Annotated in this window: 6 protein-coding genes; 2 read left to right on the forward strand and 4 right to left on the reverse strand. The window is 58.8% G+C overall.

Annotation, left to right across the window (positions count from 1 at the left end; genetic code table 11):
* Nucleotides 1–12: 12 nt before the first annotated feature.
* Genes RI563_RS12645 through RI563_RS13430 form a run of 4 tightly spaced genes read right to left on the reverse strand, consistent with a single transcriptional unit; the run spans nt 13 to nt 1,293 of the window.
* Nucleotides 13–234 carry a hypothetical protein gene (locus RI563_RS12645; protein ID WP_310694743.1) on the reverse strand — a complete coding sequence of 74 codons (222 nt, stop codon included), beginning with the start codon at nt 232–234 and terminating at the stop codon, nt 13–15.
* Nucleotides 234–989 (reverse strand): hypothetical protein, encoded by a 756-nt coding sequence (locus RI563_RS12650; protein ID WP_310694744.1) that lies wholly within the window; start codon nt 987–989, stop codon nt 234–236. The genes RI563_RS12645 and RI563_RS12650 overlap by 1 nt, the downstream gene beginning before the upstream one ends.
* A 53-nt stretch (nt 990–1,042) precedes the next feature.
* Nucleotides 1,043–1,183, reverse strand: coding sequence for a hypothetical protein (locus RI563_RS12655; protein ID WP_310694745.1), 141 nt, complete (start codon nt 1,181–1,183; stop codon nt 1,043–1,045).
* On the reverse strand, nt 1,180–1,293 hold the full coding sequence (locus tag RI563_RS13430; RefSeq protein ID WP_317622895.1) for a helix-turn-helix domain-containing protein: 114 nt from the start codon (nt 1,291–1,293) through the stop codon (nt 1,180–1,182). The genes RI563_RS12655 and RI563_RS13430 overlap by 4 nt, the downstream gene beginning before the upstream one ends.
* Before the next feature lie 170 nt (nt 1,294–1,463).
* Here RI563_RS13430 and RI563_RS12660 point away from each other — a divergent pair, with 170 nt between their 5' ends.
* Together RI563_RS12660 and RI563_RS12665 are read left to right on the forward strand one after the other, a co-directional pair.
* A complete protein-coding gene (locus tag RI563_RS12660; protein ID WP_310694746.1) occupies nt 1,464–3,959 on the forward strand; it encodes an EAL domain-containing protein in 2,496 nt (831 codons plus the stop codon).
* A gap of 49 nt (nt 3,960–4,008) precedes the next feature.
* Nucleotides 4,009–4,356: an RAD55 family ATPase gene (locus RI563_RS12665; protein WP_310694747.1), complete on the forward strand. Its 348-nt coding sequence runs from the start codon at nt 4,009–4,011 to the stop codon at nt 4,354–4,356.
* The last annotated feature ends 61 nt before the right edge of the window (nt 4,357–4,417 follow it).

Raw genomic sequence — 4,417 nt, forward strand, 5'->3', positions numbered from 1 at the left:
ACGGAAGGTGGCTTAAACGAGCACTCGGAGCGGCACAAATACGCGACAGGTCCACTCCGGGGGTGGGGAGACATCAAACCCCGGATCGAACGGCGCGACGGCGCCAAACTCGCCGGCTTCAGCACGGCCGAAGAGATCCGACGGCCCGTCGCGATCCACCACGCGCACCGCGCCGCCCTCCATTTCCAGGCGAATGGAGCTTTGATCTGCCGTCACATATTGAGGGGTTTGCATCAGTCATTCTCCACAGGCGCGTAGACACCGGGGACGAGGTTCTCTCCGCCGGTCTTGAAGCGGGCGTTCTGGATGCGCGGGTAGGCATAGTCATATGACACGGCCTTCCCGGAATTGTCGGTGTACCGAATGCCCTTGCGATCCAGGCTTACCCGGTCGCCAATTTGAACATCCACATCGATGGACGCGGATGCGAATGTGGTTGAGCTGGAGCTCCATGTGTTCAGCACGGTCGTCACGCCGTTTCTGAGCCGGGTCACCCGGAAGTCGCAAGACTTGCTCATGCTGGAAGAATACTCAAAGCTCAGCCGGATCGCGCCGGATTGCGCGAAGTCGAAAGAATGCCGCGTCCCCCAGTTTGTCGAATTGTGCTGCTGATAAGCATCCACCCGACTGCGGATGGTCTCACCGGCGGTGAGCGTGCTCGCTCCGGAACCGGCCAGCGCGGCAATCGCCTGCGCCGTGCGCTCGGGCGTCATCAGCCGGGTGCTGTTGGCGCCGGCTTCGGCCTCCGCCTGAGTGGCAATATCCGCCGCCAGCGTGCGGTTGGCCGCGAGCGAGCCGCCCCCGGTCAAACCGGTCCCGGCGGAGATCACGCGCCCGCTGTTGACGATCTCGACGATGCTCTCGGAGCCATCATCGCGCTTGAGAAACAGCCGGCCGTCATGGGTATTGACGGCCAGCTCTCCTAGCTCCAGCTGCGCGATGGTGGGCACCTTGTTCGCCACCGCCGAGCGCCTCAGTTTCAAAGCCATGTGGCATCCCTTCTTCTTGCCTGTTCAGACCGGGTATTGCCGGGGCGGCGGGATCAGAACGTGCCGCCATCGAGCGCGATGCCGGAGATGCTGCCGCCGGTGATCGCCACATTGCTCGCGGCCTGCGTGGCCATGCCGCCAAGCCCCAGGTTGGACCGCGCCGCGGCCAAATCGGCCAGGTCCGAGAGGTTCACGCAGGTCGACGCAGAAGCTGCCCGATCGCCCGCTGGCTGCTGCCCCGATTATGCTCGGCAAAAATCACGCCACGTTCCTCGCTGCTGAGGTGCTTGTATCGTTTGTCCATCGCAACATCCTATGCCCCTTGGGCCCTGGGTGTTGCACTTGAAACTTGGGCCTAAGCTCCCCGAAGCAGATCGATGCTGAACAAATCAAGACGACTTGATTGAAGCTGACACTCTTGGCGCACTATGTTTGGCTGACTGTTCACCAGGAAAGCAAAAGGTCATACACTTCGTGAAACTCGTACGCCTCTCAAAGATCAGCATCGCCGCCTGCGTGACAAGCCTTTTCGCTCTTGTCCTGGTGGGCCTGCACAGCATGGGCTCTGTGAGTGAAAAACAGGCGCAGATCAGGGCTCTGTTGGATCTCAATGCCCGCGTCGGGGCGTTCTCCGTGGCCAGCGATGCCCTGCTTGTTAATACCGCCGCGCCGGCACGCCTGCAGAGCTATCTAGATGAGGCCCAATCTCTCAAGCAAACCGTAACAGAGCTGGCGGGTGATCATCCCGCTGCTCGTCGCTTCATCACCCACATTGATCTCCTGGTTGACCACCTTTCGTACGTCTATTCGCCCTCCTTTGGATCCCAGGAAAAAAACGACAGCCGCGACCTGGCCGACAGCCCATTGCCCCTGTCTCAAACTAGCGCGACCATCATTAATGAGGTTGCCGAACACGGCATCGAACTGGATAGAGCGCTTGCGGAGCTAACGCGCCATCGTCAGGGGCAAATCGCTCAAGAAGCCAACTGGATCGCGGGCGGCTTTGCCGGGGCGGCGATCATGTTCGGCCTCTTATGCATTTTTGCCTTTACTCTGCTCTACAAGCGTATTCACGGCCCTCTTCAGACCCTCACACAAGCCGCCCGAAGGGTAGAAGCGGGCGAACACGATGTTCGCGTCCCGGTAAAGGGTTCAGACGAGATCGCCGATCTCTCGCACACCTTCAATCAGATGCTCGACCATAAGGACAGCGTGGTCAAAATTCTCGCCAAAACCTTGGCAACCAGAGATGCCCTGATCGACTCGCTTCCCGCCCATATCGCCTTGCTGGATGAGAAGGGCGAGATTCTTGAGGTCAACAACCAGTGGCGACAGTTCGGTACCAGCAATGACCAACGAGACGCCACCTCCGGTGTCGGCAGCAACTATCTGGCGGTATCTCGTACGGCCGATGGTGACGACGCCGAGAAAGCGCTAGAAGCGGCCGATGGATTGCAGGCCGTACTGGCGGGAGAAAGGGACTCCTTTGCACTTGAATATCCCTGCCACTCTCCTGATCAGCTCCGCTGGTTTCGCATGGTTGCAACACGGTTGCCCCCCAACCCCGAAACAGAAGATATGCAGGGCGCTGTGGTGATGCACGTGGATATCACCGAACGCCGGTTGGCGGAACAAACGCTCGAAAACATGGCCTATCAGGATCCGCTGACCGGTCAGGCTAATCGGCTGGGTTTTGCCAAAGCCTTCTCGCGCTACGTTGACCAGCACGGCTGGATTCCACACGATATCATCGCTTTGCTGGACATCCGTGAAATGCGCCATATCAATGATGATTTGGGCTACGATGTCGGCGATCAACTATTGATCGAGATAGCGCAACGCCTCGAGGAACACCTCTCCGATGGCGCCTTTTTTGCTCGTTTCTCCGGTGACCAGTTTATCATCTTATTGCCCGGTACCGATGCCTCACAGCCCCAAACCCAGATCAATAAGCTGATCGAAATATTCCATCACCCCATACATCTCTCAGAACACGTCATCAAGGTGGCGACGCACAGCGGCTATACACTATTGGGCGAGGATGAACGAAGCGTTAAGGTGCTGATCCACGAGGTCGAAATCGCCCTGCACGAGGGTCGCCGCGACAACAGCGAGTTATGCGGCTACGATTGGGAGGTGGATCAGATTGCCAAGCAACGCATTGCCCTGGCTGAAGACCTTCGTGTGGCTCTGCAGGAGGATCAGCTCGAGCTGCACTATCAGCCCAAGGTTGATCTGGCGACCGGCGAGCTGGTCGCCTGCGAGGCGCTAATCCGCTGGATGCACCCGGAACGCGGCATGCAGATGCCCAACCAGTTCATAGATGTCGCCGAACAGAGCCAGTTGATCGGCCCGATCGGCAACTGGGTGCTGTTCCAGGCCTGTCGTCATCTGCGTGAGTGGCTGGACGCGGAACTCGACGTGGTCCAGGTTTCGGTGAACGTCTCGGTGGAACAGCTCCGTCTGGGCGGCTTTACCCACAAGGTACAGGAAGCCCTCGAGACTTATGCCATCGATCCGGCGGGTCTGACGCTGGAGATCACCGAGAGCGTGTTTAGCGAGGATGCAGAGTCGTCGCGAAAACAGCTCGATGACCTGCATGAGCTGGGGGTACGGATCTCCCTGGACGACTTCGGTACTGGCTATTCATCGCTGCTCTACCTCCAGAAATACCCCTTCGATGAGATCAAGATCGACATGGGGTTCGTACGCAACCTTCTCGAGGCCCCCCTCAATCGCAATATTGTATCCATGGTCCTGGGCATCAGCCGGGTACTGGGGGCCGACACTGTGGCAGAAGGCGTGGAGAATACAGCTGTGCGCGATGTCTTGATCGAACTGGGGTGCCGATTAGGTCAAGGTTACTATTATAGCATGCCGCTGGAAGTGGAAGATTTTCGCTGGTTGCTGGAGCAACATTCCCGTTTGCCCCTGACGTCCACGCCTCCCCGACGCGACCCCCTCAGGTAGGTCATGACATGCCCCTGATGACGGAGGAAACCTTCGTAAAGGAGATACGATGTACGACACTAACACGACCGCCGAACACGGGCTTGTCAAACGCCCGACAGGTATCCACGATTTGGATACGGTCACCAATGGTGGACTGCCCGCCGGGGGCGCGACCCTGGTGATCGGTGAGCCGGGGTGCGCCAAAACCATCATCGGCCTCCAGATCCTCGCCAGCGCCCTGGCGCGAGGAGAAGGCGGCGTCTTCATGAGTTTTGAAGAATCCCGCGACCAGATCCTGCGTAATGCCGCCGCTTTTAGCTGGGGGCGGCGGCTGCAAGCGTCATCACGCTGCGAGATTCTCGATGGACAGTCGATGAACGGCGCCGAATTCGTTCCATCCGACCAGCATCTATAGCAAAATTGGACCTGTCGCGTATTTGTGCCGCTCCGAGTGCTCGTTTAAGCCACCTTCCGTT

This window comes from Thiohalophilus sp. (genome assembly GCF_031581315.1).
Taxonomy (GTDB): domain Bacteria; phylum Pseudomonadota; class Gammaproteobacteria; order UBA6429; family Thiohalophilaceae; genus Thiohalophilus.

Bases quoted from the DNA above. Each gene is read 5' to 3' on its own strand.
- RI563_RS12665 (WP_310694747.1), top strand. From the start codon at position 4,009: ATGTACGACACTAACACGACCGCCGAACACGGGCTTGTCAAACGCCCG.
- RI563_RS12645 (WP_310694743.1), bottom strand. From the start codon at position 234: ATGCAAACCCCTCAATATGTGACGGCAGATCAAAGCTCCATTCGCCTG.
- RI563_RS12650 (WP_310694744.1), bottom strand. From the start codon at position 989: ATGGCTTTGAAACTGAGGCGCTCGGCGGTGGCGAACAAGGTGCCCACC.
- RI563_RS13430 (WP_317622895.1), bottom strand. From the start codon at position 1,293: ATGGACAAACGATACAAGCACCTCAGCAGCGAGGAACGTGGCGTGATT.